The sequence below is a fragment of the Streptomyces sp. NPDC042336 genome (genome assembly GCF_055581985.1).
Genome location: NZ_JBVJEA010000003.1, coordinates 57,302 through 77,844, shown reverse-complemented (window position 1 = coordinate 77,844; position 20,543 = coordinate 57,302). Strand labels below are relative to the sequence as shown.

12 protein-coding genes are annotated in these 20,543 nt (G+C 73.9%); 1 reads left to right on the top strand and 11 read right to left on the bottom strand.

Annotated features, from left to right (window positions below):
- Positions 1 to 42: 42 nt before the first annotated feature.
- From argF to ACZ6IM_RS09020, 6 genes are all read right to left on the bottom strand, one after another.
- On the bottom strand, positions 43 to 1,050 hold the full coding sequence (gene argF, locus ACZ6IM_RS09045) for an ornithine carbamoyltransferase (protein ID WP_052839994.1): 1,008 nt from the start codon (positions 1,048 to 1,050) through the stop codon (positions 43 to 45).
- Positions 1,051 to 1,114: 64 nt separating this feature from the next.
- The gene (locus ACZ6IM_RS09040; RefSeq protein ID WP_052839995.1) at positions 1,115 to 2,338 is read right to left on the bottom strand and encodes an arginine deiminase; all 1,224 of its coding nucleotides are present in this window, start codon (positions 2,336 to 2,338) and stop codon (positions 1,115 to 1,117) included.
- A gap of 142 nt (positions 2,339 to 2,480) precedes the next feature.
- Positions 2,481 to 4,376 carry an aKG-HExxH-type peptide beta-hydroxylase gene (locus tag ACZ6IM_RS09035; protein WP_469555395.1) on the bottom strand — a complete coding sequence of 632 codons (1,896 nt, stop codon included), beginning with the start codon at positions 4,374 to 4,376 and terminating at the stop codon, positions 2,481 to 2,483.
- Positions 4,377 to 4,501: 125 nt separating this feature from the next.
- Positions 4,502 to 4,732: a hypothetical protein gene (locus ACZ6IM_RS09030; RefSeq protein WP_052839997.1), complete on the bottom strand. Its 231-nt coding sequence runs from the start codon at positions 4,730 to 4,732 to the stop codon at positions 4,502 to 4,504.
- Between the two features lie 105 nt (positions 4,733 to 4,837).
- The gene (locus ACZ6IM_RS09025) at positions 4,838 to 5,998 is read right to left on the bottom strand and encodes an effector-associated domain 2-containing protein (protein WP_052839998.1); all 1,161 of its coding nucleotides are present in this window, start codon (positions 5,996 to 5,998) and stop codon (positions 4,838 to 4,840) included.
- Positions 5,995 to 7,194: an alpha/beta hydrolase family protein gene (locus tag ACZ6IM_RS09020; protein ID WP_052839999.1), complete on the bottom strand. Its 1,200-nt coding sequence runs from the start codon at positions 7,192 to 7,194 to the stop codon at positions 5,995 to 5,997. The genes ACZ6IM_RS09025 and ACZ6IM_RS09020 overlap by 4 nt, the downstream gene beginning before the upstream one ends.
- A gap of 152 nt (positions 7,195 to 7,346) precedes the next feature.
- On the opposite strand from ACZ6IM_RS09020, the gene ACZ6IM_RS09015 reads away from it, so the two are divergent.
- Positions 7,347 to 8,705 carry a cation:proton antiporter gene (locus ACZ6IM_RS09015; protein ID WP_469555390.1) on the top strand — a complete coding sequence of 453 codons (1,359 nt, stop codon included), beginning with the start codon at positions 7,347 to 7,349 and terminating at the stop codon, positions 8,703 to 8,705.
- A 241-nt stretch (positions 8,706 to 8,946) separates the two neighbouring features.
- Here the strand turns inward: ACZ6IM_RS09015 and fxsT are convergent, their stop codons facing one another.
- The 5 genes from fxsT to ACZ6IM_RS08990 all read right to left on the bottom strand — a co-directional run bounded on the left by fxsT (position 8,947) and on the right by ACZ6IM_RS08990 (position 20,512).
- Positions 8,947 to 13,617 carry an FxSxx-COOH system tetratricopeptide repeat protein gene (gene fxsT / locus ACZ6IM_RS09010; RefSeq protein WP_469555388.1) on the bottom strand — a complete coding sequence of 1,557 codons (4,671 nt, stop codon included), beginning with the start codon at positions 13,615 to 13,617 and terminating at the stop codon, positions 8,947 to 8,949.
- On the bottom strand, positions 13,618 to 14,742 hold the full coding sequence (locus ACZ6IM_RS09005; protein WP_052840001.1) for an AAA family ATPase: 1,125 nt from the start codon (positions 14,740 to 14,742) through the stop codon (positions 13,618 to 13,620).
- Positions 14,739 to 16,286, bottom strand: a complete 1,548-nt coding sequence (locus tag ACZ6IM_RS09000) for a VMAP-C domain-containing protein (RefSeq protein WP_469555385.1) — start codon at positions 16,284 to 16,286, stop codon at positions 14,739 to 14,741. The genes ACZ6IM_RS09005 and ACZ6IM_RS09000 overlap by 4 nt, the downstream gene beginning before the upstream one ends.
- A gap of 147 nt (positions 16,287 to 16,433) precedes the next feature.
- Positions 16,434 to 19,004 (bottom strand): polynucleotide kinase-phosphatase, encoded by a 2,571-nt coding sequence (locus ACZ6IM_RS08995; protein ID WP_469555383.1) that lies wholly within the window; start codon positions 19,002 to 19,004, stop codon positions 16,434 to 16,436.
- Entirely contained in the window at positions 19,001 to 20,512 is a 1,512-nt protein-coding gene (locus tag ACZ6IM_RS08990) for a 3' terminal RNA ribose 2'-O-methyltransferase Hen1 (protein WP_469555381.1), read from the bottom strand. Before ACZ6IM_RS08990 ends, ACZ6IM_RS08995 begins: the two co-directional genes overlap by 4 nt.
- Between the last annotated feature and the right edge of the window lie 31 nt (positions 20,513 to 20,543).

The following is a 20,543-nucleotide window of genomic DNA, read 5'->3' as shown; positions in this document are numbered from 1 at the left end:
CCGGCCAGCAGGGGGCCTGGTGGGGCAGGCGGCGTGGCGGAGTCAGGCGAGGGTGGCGACGAGGACGGCCTTGATGGTGTGCAGCCGGTTCTCCGCCTCGTCGAAGACGACCGAGTGCGCCGACTCGAAGACCTCGTCCGTGACCTCCAGGGAGTCGAGCCCGTGGGCCTCGAAGATCTCCTGGCCGACCTTGGTGCCCAGGTCGTGGAAGGCGGGCAGGCAGTGCAGGAACTTGACGTCCGGGTTGCCGGTGGCGCGCAGCACGTCCATGGTCACGGCGTAGGGCGCCAGCGCCTTGATCCGCTCCGCCCAGACCTCCTTGGGCTCGCCCATGGAGACCCAGACGTCGGTGACGACGAACCCGGCGCCGCGCACCCCCTCGGCCACGTCCTCGGTGAGGGTGATGCGCGCCCCGCTGTTCTCGGCGAGCCGGTGCGCCCGGTCGACGACCTCCTGGGCGGGCCAGTAGGCCTTCGGCGCGACGATACGCACGTCCATGCCGAGCAGGGCGCCGGTGACCAGGTAGGAGTTGCCCATGTTGAAACGGGCGTCGCCGAGGTAGGCGAAGCCGATCTCCGGCAGAGGGCGGTCGCTGTGCTCGGTCATGGTGAGCACGTCGGCGAGCATCTGGGTGGGGTGCCAGTCGTCGGTCAGTCCGTTGTAGACGGGGACGCCGGCGAAGGCCGCCAGCTCCTCGACCTTGGCCTGGCTGTCGCCGCGGTACTCGATGCCGTCGAACATGCGTCCGAGTACGCGGGCGGTGTCCTTCACCGACTCCTTGTGCCCGATCTGCGATCCCGCCGGGTCGAGGTACGTGGTCGAGGCGCCCTGGTCGGCGGCGGCGACCTCGAAGGCGCAGCGGGTGCGGGTCGAGGTCTTCTCGAAGATCAGCGCGATGTTCCTGCCGGTGAGGTACCGCGTCTCGGTCCCGGCCCGCTTTGCGGCCTTCAGCTCGGCGGCCAGCTCGACCAGGCCGCGGAACTCCTCCTCGGTGAAATCCAGCTCCTTGAGGAAGTGGCGGCCGGCGAGGGCGGTCGGGACTGTCGCCATGGGGGCGCTCCAGAGGTGCAGGTCGGGGACTGACTCCTGGAAGTCTATACGAACTTCTGAATTTCTATACAGGCCCCCGTTCCACCGGGCAGCTCATGCAGCGCGGCCCGCCCCGGCCCCGCCCCAGTTCGCTGCCCGGGATCTCGATCACCTCGATGCCCTGCTTGCGCAGGTGGGTGTTGGTGGTGGAGTTGCGTTCGTAGGCGACGACGACGCCCGGCTCGACGGCCAGGACGTTGCAGCCGTCGTCCCACTGCTCGCGCTCGGCCGCGTGCACGTCCTGGGTCGCGGTGAGGACCCGGATCTCGCCGAGGCCGAGGGCGGCGGCCAGCGCGCGGTGCATGTGCTCCGGCGGGTGGTCGGTGACCTTCAGGTCCTTCTCCCCGGCGCCCGGCTCGATGGTGTAGGAGCGGAGCATGCCGAGCCCGGCGTACTGGGTGAAGGTGTCGCCGTCGACCATCGTCATCACCGTGTCCAGGTGCATGAAGGCGCGTCGCTTCGGCATGTCGAGGGCCACGATGGTCCGGGCGGAACCGGCGGCGAACAGCTTGTGGGCGAGCATCTCGACGGCCTGGGGCGTGGTGCGCTCGCTCATGCCGATGAGCACCGCGCCGTTGCCGATGACCAGGACGTCGCCGCCCTCGATGGTGGAGGGGTAGTCGGCCTGTCCCTCGGACCAGAGGTGGAAGGTCTCGTCGCGGAACAGCGGGTGGTGCCGGTAGATCGCCTCGAAGTGGACGGTCTCGCGCTGCCGGGCGGGCCAGCGCATGGCGTTGATGGAGACGCCGTCGTAGATCCAGGCCGAGGTGTCCCGGGTGAAGAGGTGGTTGGGCAGCGGGCCGAGCAGGAAGTCGTCCAGCTCCATGGCGTGGAAGCGCACGGAGGTCGGCTCCGGGTGCGCGTCCAGGAACTCCCGCTTGGTCATGCCGCCGACCAGCCACTCGGCCAGCTCGTGGGCGGGCAGCGTCTCGAAGGCGGCCCGGAGGTGGTCCGTGGCCAGCACTCCGTACTCCTTCTCGTCGAAGACCCGGTCCAGGACGAGCCGGCGGGCGGCCGGGACGTCCAGGGTCTCGGTGAGCAGGTCGCCGAAGAGGTGCACGGCCACCCCGCGGTCGCGGAGCACGTCGGCGAACCCGTCGTGCTCGGCACGCGCACGGCGCACCCACAGCACGTCGTCGAAGAGAAGGGCGTCCTTGTTGCTGGGGGTGAGCCTTTTGAGCTCGAGATCCGGCCGGTGCAGGATGACGCGGGTGAGCCGCCCGGCTTCGGAGTCGACTTGGAATCCCATGTCTCCATCCTGACCACTCGGGCGGGTGTTCACCCCCTGCTTGGACAGACCGGTGCTTGGCGAGAGCGGTGCTTGGCGAGACCGGTGCGTGGCGGGACCGGCCCTCGGGGCGACCGGTGCCCGGGCGGACCGGTGCGCCCCGTCAGCGGCCGGGCCGGGGCAGGAGCGACTCCGGGCGGGCGAGCGGGCGGCGGGTCCGGTGCCCCGGGGCCAGGCTCGCGCGGGCGACGATCCAGCCGGACAGGGCGTGGGGGTCGGCCGGGTCGCGGGCGAGTTGGCTGGCGTAGCCGTCCAGGGCGGTGGCCGGGTCCTCGGCGGCGAGGTGCTCGTCGGGGGTGCGGGGCGCGGTGGGGCGGGTGGCGAAGGCATGGGTGCGGTGGTCGGGCCAGAAGGTGCGGTCCGGCCGGAAACGCAGGACGCCGTCGGCTCCGGCCGGGGCGTCGAGGTTGCGCAGCCGCCACTGGGCGCGGTGCAGGGCGGCGGCCGTACGGGCCCGCCGCAGGGCGACCGGGTCGACGGGCACGCGCAGCCAGCCGTCCAGCGTCCCGGCGAGGCCCTCGACGAGCCGGCGACCGGGCGCGGTGAGCCGGTTGCTGGTCAGCAGGGTGCGCACGACCAGTCGGCACTGGAGCCGGCGCAGCGCGAAGTGGTAGGCGGCTGCCTCGGCGTACGCCGGCTCGTCCAGCCGGTCCCGCCAGAAACCCGCGACGCCGGTGAAGGCGTAGGCGCCGTGCAGCAGCCCGGTGAGGTGGCGCGGGTCGGCGCGCCAGGGGGCGTAGTAGCGCTCCTCGCGGTCGTCGTCGAGGAGCGGGAAGAGGTGGAGCAGTGCGGCGAGCTTGCTGTGCTGGAACTCGTGCACGAGGGTCTCGGCGAGGGCCAGCGGGGATCCGGGGCGGGAGATCACCATGGCGCCGAAGGAGTCGCCGCTGGACGCGGAGACGGCGACGGTCGCTGCGGCGGGCGGGGTGGCGGCGGTGCGCCCGTAGGGCACGACGGCGCGTATCAGCGCGGGGTCGAGCCGTCCCGGGCCCTGGACGGTGCCGGTCGCGGCGAGCACGGCGACGGCCCCGTCGAACACCCGCTGCCACTCGGCCGCCTCCTCGGCGTCGAGCCGGGCGGGCGGGACCGGGTCGTCGAGGTCGCGGTAGGGGTCGAGGTCGTCGAGGGGGATGGCGACGGGGCCGGTGGGGGCGGTGTGGGTGAGCGTACGCAGGGGCCGCCAGGAGGCCGTGTCGACGGCGTCGGCGGATGCCGGGGCGGGGAGGGGTGCCGTATGGCCGGTCGCCTGGCCCGGCGGAGCGGACGCCGGCGACACGGGACGCGGCTCGGCGCGGGCGCGCTCCTGTGGCCCGGGGCGGGCCGGCCGGGAGACGGCGGCGCTCGGTGTGCGGCGGAGCCGGCCGAACGTGGTCGTCGGACCGGCCAGGTCCGGTCGGCCGGAGGAGCCGGGCATCGGGGGCCCGCCGGCCGGGGCGGGGCGGGCGACGGCCGGTGCGGTGGCCGGGCGGCAGGTCAGGGAGGTCGGGGAGCCGTCCTGGCGCTGGGCCGAGAGGGTCAGTTCGCCCCGGCCCGTCGTGGTGGCCAGGGCCACCGTCAGTCCCGGCCTCGCCGCCGGCAGTCGGACCCGGCCGAGGGCGGGAAGGTGGGCCGCCCCGTCGGTGAGCGGCACGTCGAGGGCCGTCGCCGTGCCGGCGCGCAGGGCGGCCGTGAGGGCGAGCAGGTTCAGGTGGCCCGCCTCCGCCCACAGGGGAGGCCCCGTGGCGGTGCCGTGCAGCCGGCGCAGCATGTGGGCGATCCATCCGCCGGTGGCCGGGGCGGCCAGCAGCCCCTCGACCGCTTCCGGGGCCCGCTCGGCCGCCTCCTTGAGCACGGACCAGGCATCGGCGGGCGTGGCCAGCGGGGTGGGCACTCCTGCCAGCCGGTCGAGGAGCGTGCGCAGCAGGATCAGTCGGCGGGCCCGTTCCGCCCGTTCCAGGAAGGCGATGGCCTCCATGTCACCGCCGCCGGAGGCCAGTTCCGCGAAGAGTCGCTCCGGCATGCGGAAGACGGCAGGGCGCGGCTCACTGGACATGGGCGGGGACCTCCGGTTGCGGGTGCGGGCAGGCAGGCCCCGGCGGGCGCACGGCCGGGCCCGTCAAGGGAACGACGTGCGGCGGGCGGTGACTATTCGGCTCGGGCACCGCCTTGGCCGTCCTGACCGCCGCGGACGCCACCACGCGAGCGCAGTACCTCTTCCAGCAGACGGGCGGTGGGGCGCAGCGGCACCAGACCGTCCACGGCGGTCAGAGGCAGCCCCGCGAGGTCGGACAGGTCCGACTCCCAGACGTCGGCACCCCCGGCGACGGACGGCTCACGGGCGGCTGCGGCGCGTTGCCGAGCGAGCGGCTGGTCCAAGGTGCTCCCCCTTCTCGCACGATGGCACTCGATGCCTCGCGCACGTGTTCCTTCCATCATGGCCATTTCCGGCGCTGTCGAAAACCGTACGATCACGCCACTCGATCACCGCCGGCCTCCGCCGGGTCTCTGTGAAGCCGCCAACGCTTCGATGGCGTGGGCCAGTTCGTCCTGCCGGTCGGCGTCGTCGTCGACGGACACGACGGCGTCGTACAGCGTCCACAACTCCTCGGGACGGCGGCGGGCGAGCGCGGTGAGGATTCCGGTCGCGTCCGTGCGGGCCTTGGTGTGACGGGGCAGTACCGCGGTGACCGCCGGGTCCAACGCGGCCACCACGGTCTGCCGTTCGGCGGGGTCGCCCATCAGGGGGTAGGCGAGGAGTGCCTCGACCGCCCGGGCCAGCGGCGAGGCCGGGCGGGTCGCCGGCGCGCGGGGTGCCGGGTCCAGCGACTCGGTGCGCTCGGGGCTCCGCAGCCGGATCTCGGGGTGCTGCAGAGTACGGCCCGACTCCCTGAGGGCCCCGATGCGCGCGCGTACGGCCGGAAACAGTTCCTCCGCATCGGGCGGCGCGGGCAGCGTGTCGCTGCGCTCGGCCAGCAGGGCGAGCAACACGTCGGAGAAGAGACCGGTGGCGCGCCGCGGGTCGTTGGCCGCCACCCGGCCCCGGCCCGCGGCCCGCAGCACCGTCTGCCGGTGGCCGAGGGTGCGGCGGCCCACGGGCAGGGCGTCCGGCGGGAGTCGCTCGCGGAAGGCCAGGTCCTCCTCGAAGGTCTCGCAGGCGTCCACGATCCACAGCTGCTCGGCGAATCCCGGCACGGCGTCCCCGCTGTACCGGGTCAGCGCGGAGTCGAGGTCGATGCCCAGCTTGTCCGCGGTGGTGGCGTCGGCGCAGAAGAGCCGCAGCCGGTCGGCGAGGTCCAGTACACCGTGGCCGCCCCACCACACCCACAGGACGTCGCCGGAGGCCTGCGGCAGGTGCCGCACCAGGGTGCGGCGCAGGGTCGCGTGGTCCGCGGGGGCGTAGGGCACTTCCGGGGCGTAGGGAGGCAGCGGGGACAGGTGGACGTGCAGGTTGTCCTCCGGCACCCCGGCCGTCCGCAGCATGTGCCTCAAGCGCACGGCGTCCCGGGCGGGCCCGGGCAGGTCCCAGGACGGCCCGGCGTCGTAGGCCTCGATGCCGACGATCAGCGCGTGCACCCGCGAGGGGTCGACACGCGGCGCCGACCGCGTGGGCGCCGCCCCGGTGGCGGGCTCGGAGCCGGTCACGGCAGGCGCTCCACGATGTGGCGGAAGACTGCGGGGTTCGTCCAGTAGGCGCTGTGCGCGGCCGGGAAGGGCTGGCGGCTGTCGACCGGGGTGTCGGTCACGCGCCCCGGGAAGAGGCCCTCCCCGAGGTAGGAGAGCAGGTCCCGCCGATCGTAGAGATTCAGCCAGTCCGGGACGTGGGGCGGGAGCGGAGCAGGATGTTCCAGGGTGGGCAGGGACCCCGACTCGTAAAGGAACGGCGCCTGGGAACCGACCGTCACCAGGAGCCGCACCTGGGGCAGCGGGGCCGAGATCAGGGTGTCCAGGGCGATGATGCCGCCGAGGCTGTGCCCGACGAGCACGACGGGGGGCCGCAGGCCCGCGACGAGTGTGCGCAGGTCGGCACGGACCGCCTCGCCGCGGCTGAGGTAGCGCAGGATGTCGGCGGCCGCGGGGTGGGCGGCTTCCGTGAGGGCGCGTCGACGGCGCACGGCGGCACGCGATGCCGCGGAGCCCGCGACACGCAGCACCAGGGAGCGCACTCCGCGCTCGGTGCCGGCGGCCGGCGCCCCGAGCGCCGCGGCGAGCCGGGCGACGACCGCGTCGCGGACGTCGCCGCCCGGCACGAGCGGACTGTCGGAGTCCAGGGCCTCGGCGATGACCCGCGCGGTGAGGGTGCGCGCCGCGACGACCGCCAGATCGCCGGGGTCGAGCGCGTCGGCGGCCGGGCCGAGGAGGGGGTGGGCGGCCAGGTCCCCGGCGGCACGGGAGAGGCCGTCGCCCAACTCGGCCGCAGGGACGTCGCCTTGGGCGGCCAGTGCGAGCAGCCGCCCGCGCAGTCCTTGCTCCGGCGGCACGGTCCCGGGCGGCCGCTCGGCACCGGTGCCGCCGCCCGCCGCGGCGAGCGCGAGTTCGGCGTAGGGGTCGGCGTAGCGGGCGGCCCACTCGTCCGTGGTGTCCTCCCCCGCGGCCGCGGCGCGCGCCACGGCGGCCGGCCCGCCCTCGAACGCGACCGGCCCCCGGGCCGTGCCCCCCGGCTCCGGCGGGAGGCTGGCCCCGTCGGCGGCGAGGACGGCGCCGTGCGGGCCGCCCCAGTAGTACGGGACGATGCGCAACCCGTCGCGCAGCGAGGTCAGCCCTGCTCCCACGCGCCCCGCGAGCTTCGAGAAGCCCGGTTCGCGCACCCCCGTGCCGTGGATGAAGACGACCGCCGTCATGTGCCCCCCGTGACACCAGTGCTCTGCCGTTTACGACTCCATGGTGACGCCAAGCTACCCATACCCTCCAGTACTCGGGCCGACGCGATGTCGAAGGCCCGTACCGCTGCCGGGCCACCGGCACCGGCAACCGCACTCCCGGGGGACACGCCGTGAGCCCTGAATCGACCATCACGCACTTCCTGCTCGCCTCGGCACTGGTCCTCGCGGTCGGCCATGGAGCCGGATGGGCCGCCCGACGACTGAAGCAGCCCTACATCGTCGGCCAGTTGGTGGCGGGCATAGTCCTCGGCCCCTCGCTGCTCGGCAGCGCGGCACCGGACGCCTACTCGGCGCTGTTCCCCGCCCAACTGGCGACGGCGCTGACCGGGCTGGCCCAGTTCTCCCTGGTGGTGTTCCTGTTCGCGGTGGGTTACGAACTGGACCTGAAGGTGCTGGGCGAGCGCGCGCGTACGGTGCTGACCGTGGCGGTGGCCGCCTTCCTGGTGCCGATGGCCGTGGGCAGCGGCGCCGCGCTGCTGTTCCGCGAACAGTTGCACGCTCTGGGCGTGTCCCGGCTCAGCCCGGCCGTGGTCGTGTTCGCGGGTATCGCGCTGTCGATAACTGCCGTGCCGGTGCTCACGGCCATGGTGCGGGAGAACGGCCTGGCCAGTACGGTCCCGGGCATGGTGGCGGTCTCCGCGGCCGGTCTGATGGACGTGGTCGGCTGGACGGTCCTGGCCGGCACCCTGCTGGACGGCGCCGGTGAGCAGTCGCTCGGCCCGGGATGGCGGGCGGCGGCCGCGGTCGTCTTCATCGGCCTGATGCTCGTGGTCGCCCGGCCTCTGCTGCGCGGGCTGCTGTGGCGTACCCGGTTGGAGCCGCTGCTGCGGCTCTCGCTGCTCATCGCCTTCGCCTTCGGGTCTGCCTGTGTGACGCAGTACCTGGGGCTGCACGCCATCTGCGGTGCGCTGCTCGCCGGCGTGGTCTGCCCGCGCGAGGCGAACGGCACCCTCGACCCCGACCTGCTGCGTCCGCTGCACGACATCAGCTCACTGCTGCTGCCCTTCTTCTTCGTCTTCTCGGGCCAGGCCGTCGTCCTGAACAGCCTGACGGCCTCGGGGTGGGTCGCGGTGCTGGTGACGACGGCGCTGGCGGTCACCACGAAGATCGGCAGCGGTACGGCGGCGGCGCGGCTGGGCGGACTGGGCCGCGACGACGCCCGGACGGTGGGGGTCCTGCTGAACACCCGCGGGCTCACCGAGCTGATCGCCCTCAACGCGGGCTACCAGGCCGGTCTGCTGAGCAAGCCCCTGTACACGGTCCTGGTGCTCATGGCGCTGGCCACGACGCTCCTCACCCAGCCTTTGCTGCTGCTGGTCGACCGGCTGTCCGCGTCCCGGCCCGACACGGACACCGACGACCGTCCGGGCGTGCTCGTCGGCTCCCGACCGGCCGACGCCGACGGGCCACCCGCCCGGGATCGGCCCCTGGAGGACCCACCGGCCGGCGCGACACCGGACGCGGGCTGACTCCGGCGGGTCCGACACCGCCTGGCGTGGCCCGGCGGCCTGAACCAGGCGGCCTGAACCAGGCGGGCGTGACCCGGCGGGCCGTGGGAGGCGTTTCCTCCCGCGGCCCGTCCGACTGCGCCACGACCCGCACGATCTGCACCGCCTGCGCGACCTGCACCGCCTGCGCGATCCGCGCGATCCGCGTGATCTCCGCGAGCGGCACCCGGTGCCAGGCACGGCGCACCGGCACGGCAATGCCCTAGATCGGCATCGGGGCCAGGTCGCACTCGATGCGGCGGCGCCGGCTCGCCGCGAGGAGCCAGGGGTTGTCGGCGCGGACGACGCGGCCGAAGCCCTCCACCGCCTTGCGCTGCAACTCGTCCGCCTCGGCGCCGCGGCTCAGCCCGCGCAGGTCCAGGGCGAGGTTCGCCATCACCGACAGCGTGAGCGGGTGCTCCTCCCCCGCCTGCTCGGCCAGCAGCGGGAGATTGGCCTCGTCGATCCGGTGCGCCAGGTCGAAGTCGAGCCGTGCGTACGCCGTGTTGGCCTGCCCGATGGCCACGGTGAGGGTGAGGACGTGCTCGGGCCCCACCGTCTCCCGCAGCCGCTCCGCCACGTCGTCCTCCATCTCCTGCGCGGCGTCGAGGCTGCCCAGCGCCCGCAGCGTCGCGGCCGCGTTCGCCCGGGTCAGGAGGGTGTGGGCGTGGTCCGCGCCGAGGCGCCGGGTGAGGCCCCGCACGGTCTCCTCGGCCAGCGCGCGCGACGCCTCCAGATCCCCGGCCACCCGCTGGTCGACGAACAGGTTGGTCGCGGTCGACAGGGAGTCGAAGTGCTCGGGGCCGTAGCGGGCCCGGAAGTGCCGCAGGGACTCCTCGGAGAGTTTGGCGGACTCGGTGAGGGCACCGTCGCGACGTCGGCACACCGCCAGGTTGCGGGCGATGCGCAGGGTCAGCGGGTGTTCGTCGCCGAGGGTGCCCCGGGCGCGCCGGTAGACGTCCTCCTGGAAGTCCCGGGAGCCGGGGTAGTCGCCGCTCTCCCGCATGTCGATGGAGAGGCCGTTGAGGGCGTTGAGGGCGAAGAAGCTGGCCGGGCCGAAGACCAGTTCGCGCTGGCGGGCGTTCTCCTGGTCGATGGGCAGCGCCTCCCTGAAGCGGCCGCACAGTCGCAGCGCGACGCAGTAGGCGTGGGTGGCGCGCAGGGCGGTCGGGTCCTCCGGGCCGAACAGGGAGCGGGCCAGCTCTCTGGCCTCCTGGGTGAGGGTCCGGGCCTCTTCGAAGCGGCCCTGGTAGCCACGGGCGTCGGCCAGCTCACACAGGGAGTCGATCAGGCTCTCCGGATCGTCGTCGATCCGGCGGGTCGCCTCCAGGGCCCGCTCGGTGAGCGGCAGGGACTCGGAGACCTGTCCGTTCTGGCGCAGCAGGAAGGCGAGGCACTTGGCCATGCGGATGGCCTGGTCGTCCTCCTCGCCGGACGCCGCCAGCCAGGCGTTCCAGGCCTGGCGTGCGAAGGAGGCCGCGCCTTCGTGGTCCCCCCAGTAGTAGAGGAACCACGCGGTGTCGGCGACCAGTTCACGCACATAGGTGTCGGTGCTGGTCACCGCCTGCGAGGCATGGACGTGGGGCAGCAGCGCCTGGTAGGCGCGCCATTCCAGCGAGGAGCCGGGAGGGCCGGGCTTGGCCGCCGAGAGCAACTGGTGGGCGGCGTCGCGCATGCGTTCGCGTTCGTCGGCGCTGAGCTTGGCCAGGAGCACCGTCTGGAGCAGGCGGTGCATCTGCAGGGTGTCGGACCGCGGGTCCACCCGCACCAGGGAGAACTGGCTGAGGTCGCGTACGGCGCGGTTCAGTTTGATCGACTCGCGCAGCAGCGGGTCGACGTCGGGGGTCACGCTGACGCCCCGGCTGCCGCGCAGCATGGACCGCGGGATCGGCTCCGGTGCCATGCTGGCGCAGATGTCGAGCAGTTGCCGGGCGCCCGGGTTGTTCTGCCGGATGCGTTCCAGCGAGATGTCCCAGGCGGCGGCGACCGAGACCGGGTAGTCGGGGGTGGGGTCGAGTTCGAGGATCTCGGGACTGCGCTGGGCGAGGAGGTCGAGGTACTCGTCCACGAGCATGCCCGTGACCGCCCGCCAGGCGCCCGCCTGTTCGACGGCCAGGGGCAGGTCGCCGAGGGCGTCGGCGAGCCGGTCGGCGTCCTCGGTGGACAGGTCGGGCGAGCGCTTCTGGAGCAGTTCGACGGACTCGGACCGCTCGAAGACGTTCACCGGCAGCGGGGTGGCCACCCGTTCCCACGCGCGGTTGCGGGAGGTGACGACGACCTTCCCGGGGCCGTTGGTGGGGAAGTACTGCCGTACGGCGTCGACGTCCTCCGCGTTGTCGAAGACGAGGAGCCAGTTGTCCCACGGCGCACCGGCGCGCAGCGCCTCCAGTACGGCCGGGACCGCCGTGTTGGCGGTGAGGCTGCCCCCGGCGTCCTGGCCGGCCGGGGCGATGCCCAGGCGGGCGGCGAGGCTCGCGAGGGTGGCCAGGATGAGGCTCTCCCGCTCGGCGGGGATCCAGCAGATCACCTTGTAGTCGTGCTGGTGGGTGTAGATGTACTCCAGCGCGAGCTGGGACTTGCCGACGCCGCCCAGGCCGTGCAGTGCGTGCGGCAGCACCGCGGCCGTGTCCTGGGAACTCAGTTGCTCCTCCACGGCCCTCAGCAGTCCCTGCCGGCCGACGAACGAGGTGTTCCGCAGGGGAACGTTCACCAGTAGGGCGGGCGTCGCGGTCGTGGTGCTCTGCATGAGCTGCTCAGCCTCCGGGGCTTCGGATGGGGTCGCGTCGGTTACCAGGGGCGGCACGTGATCTCCAGGTTCGTCGGGGTGGTCTGACGCTGGATCACTGCCTTCTCGGCCGCCGGATGATCCCCCGCCGCCCGCAGGGTTCACCTCAGTGGGTGTACCCGCGGGCAAACCGGCGCCCACCCGTTCGGCCGCACCGGACGGCGGGCGCCCGGAGAGTCGGGGTTCGATGCGCCTTGCCCGTTCGGAGTAGGGCCCCGAGAGGGCGCGCATCACGGCCAGTTCGCTGCGTGCCCAGCCGACTTCGGCCGGGTCGGGCAGCGCTGCTCCGGCCGGGTCCTGCAGAGCGGCGCGCAGGGCGACACCGCGTCGTCCGGCGGCGGGCAGCTCGCCCACCATGCTGACGGTGCGGGCCAATTGACTGCGGGTCGTGGTGGCGAGCAGTGCCTCGCGGACCCCCTCGGCGAACTCGGGGCGCCCCTCTCCGCCGCTGTCCCAGTCGATCAGCCCGCCCATGAGGATCTCGGCGAGGTGGTCGGGACCGGTCTCCGGCATGGTCCGCCGCCGCATCTGCTCCACGAGATCGAACTCGAAGGGGATGGCGGCCAGTTGGGTGGCGAGTCGGCGCGCGGCGGGGGTGGCGAGGGTGAAGAAGCGGCGTACGGCGGCCGTGGCGGCGCGCGAGAGGCGCGGGGCGCGCAGACCGGGCGCGGGCGCGCCCTTGGCGAGGGCGCCCGCGAGGACGACGGGCAGGGACCGGCGCACGCCCCGCTCGCCGGTGACGAGGTCGGCCCAGGTGCCGAGGGAGCCGGGTTTGAGGGAGAGCACGGGTACCGGTACCGAGCCGTCACCGGCCTCGGGCAGCGGGCGCAGCGGGTCGGGGCCGCCGGGCGGCGCCCAGTGCCCTAGACCCGCGTTGGCGGCGCCGAAGCCGTCGGCCTCCAGGACCGCCTGGTACGGGTAGAGGGAGGTGCGGTGGCGCAGGTGCGGGGGCAGGAGGTGGACGAGTGCCGTCGGGCCGGCGTGGCCGAGGCGGCCGAGCAGGTCGTCCGCGGCCGGGGCCGCCCAGCCGTGGGCGAGCCCGTCGGTGACGACGAGGAAGACGCGTCCGCCGCGTCCGTCGAGGAGTTCGGCGGGGTCGGCGGTGGCGCCGTCGTCGGCGCGGCGCAGGGTGGCGGTGCCGGTGCGGGGTACGTGGACCCGGACGGCACGGACGCCGCGGAAGGCGCCGCTGTGTTCGGCGGCCTCGGTGAGGCGGGCGCAGGTGTCCTGCCAGATCCGCATGGTCGGGGCGTCGTCGACGAGCAGCACGAGGTCGAAGGCGGTCGCCCGGGCGGGCCGCAGGAAGGGCAGCCACAGACCGTCCGACAGGCCCTGCTCGGCGGTGGCCTCCTCGTCGAGTTCGAGGGTGTGGCGGGAGGGGATGCGCCGGGCCAGCTGGTGCAGGGCCCGGGCGAGCAGCGCGGTAGTACGGCCGGGTCCGGGCTGCGGGCGCTCCGCGGCGGGCAGCAGCGGATGTCCGACGTGCAGGGTGAAGGTGCCCTCCGGGTCGGGTAACAAGCCGTTGCCGGCGCCCTGTTCGGCGGATGCCGCCGTCGACGGGCCGACGGTCGCGGACGGGTCCGCGGGGTCGGGCGATGGTCCGGGCAGGGTGCGGGAGCCCACGCCGGGGACGGCCGGCCGTGGGGGCGGTGCGGCGTCGGCGGCACGCCCGGCGTCCTCCGCCGCGGGCGCGACCGCCGGCCGCGCGTCGTCGATGTCGGCACCGGACCGGGAGCCGGTCCCGGACTCGGCCTCGGGCTGGGTGTCGGATCCTGGCCGGATGCCGCTCCCGGTGGTGGCCGGGTGGGCGCGGAGGGCGGGGTCGGTGTCCGTCGCCGGGTGGTCGCCGGCGGGGCCGCCGTGGCGGTCCCAGTACGCGGCGAGCCACACCGCTTCGGCCACCTCCCGCCAGTGCGCGTCGGCCGGCTCCGAGTCCTGGGCGGGGTGCTGTTCGCCGCCGGCCGGTGCCTCGGTCAGGGCAGAGGTGTGCGCCGCTCCGTACCCACTCGCGCCTTCGACGGACTCGGGGGACGCCGATGGAGGCGACGTCCCTGATACGGGATCACCGTCGCCCGGTCCGGATGCGCGCTCCCTGGGAAAGCCGGTCATTCAGCGGCCCTTCGCGAGGTCGCGGAGGAGCATTTCCACGAGCTTACGCCCGTCACCGTGCGCCTGGAAACCACCCGCGGTAGTCATCTGGACAGCGTTGAGCAACTGGTCGAGGGAGTGGGTGCCGCCGGCCCGGATCCGGCCCACGAACTCGTCCACCAGGCGCTCGGTCCCCTCGGGCCGGACCCCCAGGTGTCCTTCCACCAGGGCGAGCAACTGCTCACGGCTGGGGGTGCGCAGCTCCAGCGGCAGGCAGCGGCGGCGGAACGCGGCGGGAAACTCGCGTTCTCCGTTGCTGGTGATCACCACGACCGGGAACTCCCGGCACTCGACGCGGCCGCCCCGTACCAGCGCCTGGCCGGCGGGGTCGCTGGTGTGGACGCGCGCGGTGTCCGTGGCGTCGCGCACCAGTTCCGGGACGTCATAGCTTCCGTTCTCCAGGACGTGCAGCAGGTCGTTCGGCAGGTCGATGTCGCTCTTGTCGAGTTCGTCGACAAGGAGCACCCGGGGACGATCGTAGGGCAGCAGAGCGGTGCCGAGTGGCCCCAGGGTGATGAAGTCCCCCAGAACAGGCGGCACTTGGCGGTGTGTTGATACGACTGAGGGGTTGACGTCGCCCGACCCGGGTGCGGCACCCTCCGCGTGGGCCGCCGCCGGGTCGGTCCCGTCCGGTTCCGGGGACGCGACGCCGCGCAGTCCGGCCTGCCAGGCGGCGATGGCCTGGGCGCGGCCCATGGCGTCGTGGGCGTACAGCCCGTCGCGCAGCGTGGTCCGGCTGACGATGCTCCATTCCAGGACCCTGCCGAGGCCCAGTTCCCGGGAGATCACATAGGCGAGTGTGGACTTGCCGATGCCGGGCGGTCCCGTGATCAGCAGCGGCCGGCGCAGCAGCAGCGCGGCGTTGACGGTGTCGATCTCGTCGGGGCCGAGTTGCGGGGTGACCTCGCCGGGGCCCAGTCGGCGTACCGCGGCCTCCGGTTCGTCCGGCGGGGCGGGCTGGGACGGTGCGCCCAGGAAACGCCGCCACGGCGGTGCCTGGGGCAGCGGGGGCGCGGCGACCGGCGGCCGGCCGGTGCCGTGGAACACGCGCCAGCCGTTCGGGGACGTCTGTTCCTGCGTGTTCATGCCGGTGCCTCCTCGCCGGCGATCTCGCCGGGGTCGATTGTGTGCATGTCGACGACTCGAGTGGGATCGTCCCAGAAGAATCCGATGTGCCGCCCCAGAAGCCGGCCCGGGCCCTGCCGGTTCAGTTCGGCGTTCTGCCGCAGGCGGTGGATGGCGAGCGGGATCTGTCCGGGCCTGGGAACCGCGGCGAACACGGCGGTCACCACTTCGCGCCGTTCCTCGGGGAAGGCTCCTCTGCGGTCCCACACCGCGAGGCCGATGCCTTCCGCTATGGCGGCCTTGAGCGCCTCCATGGCGGGGACCCGGGCCGGGGCGTCGAGCACCACCGCCGTGTGCCTGGTGTCCCCCGCGAGTGTGGCCTGCCACGCGTCGAGTCGTCGCGCGTCCGGCTCGCTCCAGCCGTGCACACCGACCCCGTGCTGTCGCAGCGCGTGCCAGCGCTCCTGCCACTGGTGTCGCACCAGGGCGTCGTCGGTGCGCATCCGCTCCAGGCTCCGTAGGTGAACCCCGTACTTCAGCCCGAGCGGCAACGGGCGGCCGTCGCCGACCCGGTACGTCAAACTCGCCACATCGTGGTTGAGGAGGTCGTACGGGAGGACGAACTCCACGTACGCCGACGGTTGTCCGCGTCCACCGGAGGCCGGGTCCCCGGGTGCGGTCCACAGCCGGGCTCCCTGCCGCAGCGCGTCGTCGACGGCCGGCCCGAGCGCGTCCAGGGTGGTCACGGCCGGCACGCCCGGCTGCGGATCCCACCGGCCCGGCGCGGTGTTGAGCCACGGGCGTACGACGACGTCGTCGGAGCCGTCCCGGGCGGGCTCGACCGCGACGATCAGAGCGCGGGGTATGTCGGGGTCCCGCACGACCCGGGTCCGGGCCTCCCGGCGCCGCTCGAGTTCGCGCGGGAGGCCGACCCGCTTGACCCAGTCGTCGACCCAGTCGGTCAGCGCGGCGCGGTGGCCGGGCGTGGCGGCGAGCGGAGCCGCACGGTCGAGGAGGAGGACGGCGGGCGGCAGGCCGTCCGGCTGGGTGTTCCAGGCGAGGACGTGGAGGAAGAGTTGTTCGGGCAGGAGCCCGGCCGGGAGGTCGAGGCCGTTGAGTTCCTCGGCGAGGTCGTCGCGCAGCCGGCCTGCGGGCAGCTCGCCCCTGGCGAGGACGGCCCGCGCGGCGGCCTCGTCGTCGCTGCCCAAGGGCCCGGGCGGGGCATCGGGTCCGGCGGGCGGATCGGGTGTGATCACCCGGTCCAGTTCGTCGCCGGCGAGGGGGCCTTCGAGGATGCGCACCACGGCGACGAGTACGCGCTCCCCGCCCGCCACGTTCAGGGCGGTACGCACCAGGGTGACGACGTCCTCGCGCTGTTTGACACCGCGCAGGTCGACGGGGCGGCCCAGCTGGTCCCCGAGCACCGCGGCGAACTGGCCCCGCCCCTGCGGGTCCTCCGTGCAGCTGAGCGCGCACAGCGCCTCGGTCAGCTCCAGCAGCAGGGCCAGCCCGCGTGCGTGCCCGGAATCACCCTCGGCTCCGCCGAATCCCGTGGCTGTCTCCACCGACTGTCCCCCATGAGTCGGTACGTCCCTCTGACCGACCTGCGAAGTTAGCACGGGAGCTGACGGTTAACCAGAGACATGTGGGGTGCCGGGGACAGGGAGTCCGGCCGAGTCGCCCCCCACGGGCAACTCGGCCGAAAACGTGTGTCACAGCCGCGGGTCCACCGGCTCCGACTCCAGGGCCAGCACCCCGAACACCGCCTCGTGCACGCGCCACAGCGGCTCGCCGTCCGCGAGGCGGTCCAGGGCCTCCAGGCCGAGGGCGTACTCGCGGATCGCCAGGGACCGCTTGTGGTTCAGGAACCGGTGCCTGAGCCGGGCGAGGTTGTCGGGGCGGGTGTACTCGGGACCGTAGATGATCCTCAGGTACTCGCGGCCGCGGCACTTGATGCCGGGCTGCACCAGGCGGCCCTTCCCGTCCCGCACGAGGGCGCCGACGGGCTTGACCACCATGCCCTCGCCGCCGCGGCCGGTCATCTCCAGCCACCAGTCGACGCCCGCCGCCACCGACTCGGGGTCACCGGTGTCGACGTGGAGGCGGCGGGTGGTGTGCAGCAGGCCGCTGCCGTCGTGCTCGACAAGCCGGTCGATCAGGGCGAGCTGCTCGTCGTGCGGCAGAGCGGCCAGGCTGCGGCCCTGGACGGCGAGGATCTGGAACGGGGCCAGGCGGACGCCGTCGAGGCCGTCGGTGGGCCAGCAGTAGCGGCGGTAGGCGTCGGTGAAGGCGGCCGCGTCGGCCGCCCGTTCGCGCTGGCGGTCGAGGAGGTCCCGCACCTCGACGCCGCGTGCCGCGGCGCCCTCCAGTGCGGCCAGCGCGCCCGGGAAGACCGCGCCGGAGGCGGCGCCCACGGCGGCGTACTGGGAGCGCAGCAGCCCGGACGCCTTCAGCGACCACGGCATCAGCTCGGTGTCGAGCAGCAGCCAGTCGGTGGCCAGTTCGTCCCACAGGCCGGCCTCGCCGACGGCGGTGCGCAGCCGGTCGAGGATCTCCTCGGTGACGGATGCGTCGTCGAGGAAGGGGCGGCCGGTACGGGTGTAGAGGGAGCCGGACGGCCCGTCGACCCCGAAACGGGCGCGGGCCGCGTCCGCGTCGCGGCAGACCAGGGCCACCGCCCGCGAGCCCATGTGCTTCTCCTCGCACACCACCCGCGCGACGCCGTCGGCCGCGTACTGCGCGAAGGCCTCCTTCGGGTGCTCCAGGTAGCCGTCCACCCCGGAGGCGGCGGTCGGGGCCATGGTCGGCGGGAGGTACGGCAGCAGACGGGGGTCGGTGGCGAAGCGGCTCATGACCTCCAGGGCCGCCGCGCCGTTCTCCTCGCGCACGGTGATCCGCCCGGCGTGCCGGGTCTCCACCGTGCGGCGGCCCTGGACGTCGGCCAGGTCCAGCGGGCGGCCGTCGTGCCCGCCGGGCGCCTCGGTGCGCAGCGGCTTGGCCGGCTCGTACCAGACCCGCTCGGCGGGTACGTCGACCAGCTCGCGCTCCGGCCAGCGCAGCGCGGTGAGCTTGCCGCCGAAGACGGCGCCGGTGTCCAGGCAGATGGTGTTGTTGAGCCAGGTGGCCTCCGGGACCGGGGTGTGGCCGTAGACGACGGCCGCGCGGCCCCGGTAGTCCTCGGCCCACGGGTAGCGCACCGGCAGCCCGAACTCGTCGGTCTCGCCGGTGGTGTCGCCGTACAGGGCGTGCGAGCGGACCCGGCCGGAGGTGCGGCCGTGGTACTTCTCGGGCAGACCGGCGTGGCAGACCACCAGCCGGCCGCCGTCGAGGACGTAGTGGCTGACCAGGCCGTCGATGAACTCCCGTACCTCGGCGCGGAACTCCTCGCTCTCCCCCTCCATCTGCTCGACGGTCTCGGCGAGTCCGTGGGTGTGCTGGACCTTGCGGCCCTTCAGGAAGCGGCCGTACTTGTTCTCGTGGTTGCCCGGCACGCACAGGGCGTTGCCCGTCTTGACCATGGACATCACGCGGCGCAGCACGCCGGGGCTGTCCGGGCCGCGGTCGACGAGGTCGCCGACGAAGACGGCGGTGCGGCCCTCGGGGTGGACGCCGTCGGTGTAGCCGAGCTTGCCGAGCAGGGTCTCCAGCTCGGCGGCGCAGCCGTGGATGTCGCCGACGATGTCGAAGGGGCCGGTGAGGTGGGTGAGGTCGTTGAAGCGCTTCTCGGTGACGACGGTGGCGTGCTCGGCCTCCGCGGTACCGCGCAGCACGTGCACCTTGCGGAAGCCCTCACGCTCCAGGTGGCGCAGCGAGCGGCGGAGTTCGCGGGTGTGGCGCTGGATGACCCGGCGGGGCATGTCGGCGCGGTCGGTGCGGGTGGCGTTGCGCTCGGCACAGACCTGCTCGGGCACGTCGAGGACGATGGCGATGGGCAGCACGTCGTGCTTCCTGGCCAGGTCGATCAGCTGACGCCGGGCGTCCTGCTGCACGTTGGTCGCGTCGACCACGGTGCGGCGGCCGGCGGCGAGCCGCTTGCCCGCGATGTAGTGCAGGACGTCGAAGGCGTCGCGGCTGGCGCTCTGGTCGTTCTCGTCGTCGGCGACCAGGCCCCGGCAGAAGTCGGAGGAGATGACCTCGGTCGGCTTGAAGTGGCGCCGGGCGAAGGTGGACTTGCCGGAGCCGGAGGCGCCGATCAGCACGACGAGGGAGAGGTCGGTGACGGGCAGGGCGCGGGCCCGCACGGCGCTGTCTCCGGTGGCGCGGGTGGTGTCCGCGGTACTCATGCGGCCTTCGCCTCCTTCTCGGTCGCGGTCGCGGTGGTGGCCGGGGTGTCGGTCGGGCTCTCGGTCGTGGTCTTCAGGGTGAACAGGGCCAGCTGGGTGGGCGGCCCCACCTCGGGGTCGTCGGGTCCGACGGGGCGGAACTCCACGCCGTAGCCGTGCCGTTCGGCGACCGTCCCGGCCCAGGCGCGGAACTCCTCGCGGGTCCACTCGAAGCGGTGGTCGCGGTGGCGGACGTGACCGGCGGGCAGGCTCTCCCAGCGCACGTTGTACTCGACGTTGGGGGTGGTGACGACGACGGTGCGGGGGCGCGCCGAGCCGAAGACGGCGTACTCCAGGGCGGGCAGCCGCGGCAGGTCGAGGTGCTCGATCACCTCGCTGAGCACGGCGGCGTCGTACCCCTTGAGGCGCTTGTCGGTGTAGGCGAGGGAACCCTGGAAGAGCCGGACGCGCGCGGCCTGCCGCTCGCCCATGCGGTCCAGCCCGAGCCGCCGGGAGGCGATGGTGAGCGCGCGCACCGACACGTCCACGCCGGCGATCTCGGTGAACCGCGGCTCCTTGAGCAGCTCGCGCACCAGGTGCCCCTCACCGCAGCCCAGGTCGAGGACGCGGGCGGCGGCCTGCTCGCGCAGCGCGGTGAGGATCGCCTCGCGGCGGTGCACGGCGAGCGGGGTGGGCTTCTCCTCCTGCTCGGCCTCCGCCTCCACCGCGTTGTCGATCTCCTCGACCTCGCTGTCGTCGGTCTCGGCCAGCCTGATCAGCTCCAGCCGGTCCATCGCCTCGCGGGTCAGGGACCAGCGGCGGGACAGATAGCGGCTGGTGATCAGCTTCTGCTCCGGGTGGCCGGACAGCCAGCCCTCGCCGGCCCGCAGCAGCTTGTCGACCTCGTCCGGGGAGACCCAGTAGTGCTTGGCGTCGTCGAGCACCGGGAGGAGGACGTACAGGTGGCGCAGGGCGCCCGAGAGAGTGAGGGTCGCGGACTCCAGCACGAGCCGGACGTAGCGCGAGTCGCCCCACTCGGGGAACTCGGTGTCCAGCGGGACGGCCTCGACGGCGACCGCCCAGCCGAGCGGCTCGAACAGGCGCCGGACCAGGCCGGGGCCGCCGCGGGCGGGCAGCGCCGGGATCTCGACGCGCAGCGGCAGCGGCCGGGCGGCGCGCTCGGGGCGGGCCTTGCACACGCCGCGCATCGCGCTGGAGAAGACGTTGCTCAGCGCCACGGCGAGGAGGGACGAGGCGGCGTACGGGCGGTCGTTGACGTACTGCGCGAGTGCCGCGTCGGGGGCGCCGCCGCGGCCCTTGCCCTTGCCGCGCCTGACCAGCGCCACCGCGTCGACCTCCAGCAGCAGCGCCGCCGTGCAGCGCTGCTCCTCCGCCTCGGGGTAGAGCACGTGGGCCGTGCCGAAGGAGGTGGAGAACGCCTGCGCGTTGTCGGGATGCTTGTGCAGCAGGTAACCGAGGTCGGTCGCGGGGTGCTCGGGGGTGCCGGTGGTGGTGATGGTCAGGAACATGGGCCTCTCCGGCCGGGTCGGGGGTGCGAGG

What these genes read in the sequence shown, in the direction of transcription:
- ACZ6IM_RS09040 (WP_052839995.1), bottom strand. Translation starts at nt 2,338, where the DNA reads ATGGGATTCCAAGTCGACTCCGAAGCCGGGCGGCTCACCCGCGTCATC.
- argF (WP_052839994.1), bottom strand. Translation starts at nt 1,050, where the DNA reads ATGGCGACAGTCCCGACCGCCCTCGCCGGCCGCCACTTCCTCAAGGAG.
- ACZ6IM_RS09035 (WP_469555395.1), bottom strand. Translation starts at nt 4,376, where the DNA reads ATGCCGGAGCGACTCTTCGCGGAACTGGCCTCCGGCGGCGGTGACATG.
- ACZ6IM_RS08990 (WP_469555381.1), bottom strand. Translation starts at nt 20,512, where the DNA reads ATGTTCCTGACCATCACCACCACCGGCACCCCCGAGCACCCCGCGACC.
- ACZ6IM_RS09005 (WP_052840001.1), bottom strand. Translation starts at nt 14,742, where the DNA reads ATGAACACGCAGGAACAGACGTCCCCGAACGGCTGGCGCGTGTTCCAC.
- ACZ6IM_RS08995 (WP_469555383.1), bottom strand. Translation starts at nt 19,004, where the DNA reads ATGAGTACCGCGGACACCACCCGCGCCACCGGAGACAGCGCCGTGCGG.
- fxsT (WP_469555388.1), bottom strand. Translation starts at nt 13,617, where the DNA reads ATGACCGGCTTTCCCAGGGAGCGCGCATCCGGACCGGGCGACGGTGAT.
- ACZ6IM_RS09020 (WP_052839999.1), bottom strand. Translation starts at nt 7,194, where the DNA reads ATGACGGCGGTCGTCTTCATCCACGGCACGGGGGTGCGCGAACCGGGC.